This window comes from Flavobacterium salmonis (genome assembly GCF_903819435.1).
Taxonomy (GTDB): Bacteria; Bacteroidota; Bacteroidia; order Flavobacteriales; family Flavobacteriaceae; genus Flavobacterium; species Flavobacterium chungangense.
This window is the reverse complement of the sequence record NZ_CAIJDP010000037.1, coordinates 1-398: the sequence shown is the minus strand read 5'-3', so window position 1 is coordinate 398 and position 398 is coordinate 1. Positions and strand designations below refer to the sequence as shown.

The 398-nt window shown below is 40.5% G+C and carries 1 pseudogene; it reads right to left on the bottom strand.

Annotation, left to right across the window (positions count from 1 at the left end):
• Positions 1-398 (bottom strand): annotated as a pseudogene (locus FLACHUCJ7_RS00225) (hypothetical protein); the annotation flags it as partial.

Sequence of the window (398 nt, the reverse complement as noted above, 5' to 3'; positions counted from 1 at the left end):
ACATTGGTGCTGTGGTATCCTGAATAGTGATGGTTTGTGTAAATATTGTTGAGGTATTCAAACAAACATCTTTGGCTTCCCAGGTATTTGTATAAGTTCCGGAGTTAACACAGGAGCCTGCTGTAAAGTTTTCACTGATTTTGGTATACGTTACAGTTCCACCACAATTATCGGTTGCGATTGGCGCTGCTGCCTGAGCAGTTGCTAAACCTGAAGTATCACTACATTGTAAAGTTACATCTAAAGCACCTGCAATAGTTGTCCACATTGGGGCAGTAGTATCCTGAATAGTGATGGTCTGTGTAAATATTGTTGAGGTATTCAAACAAACATCTTTGGCTTCCCAGGTATTTGTATAAGTTCTGGAGTTGATACAAGAACCTGCTACAAAGCTTCCG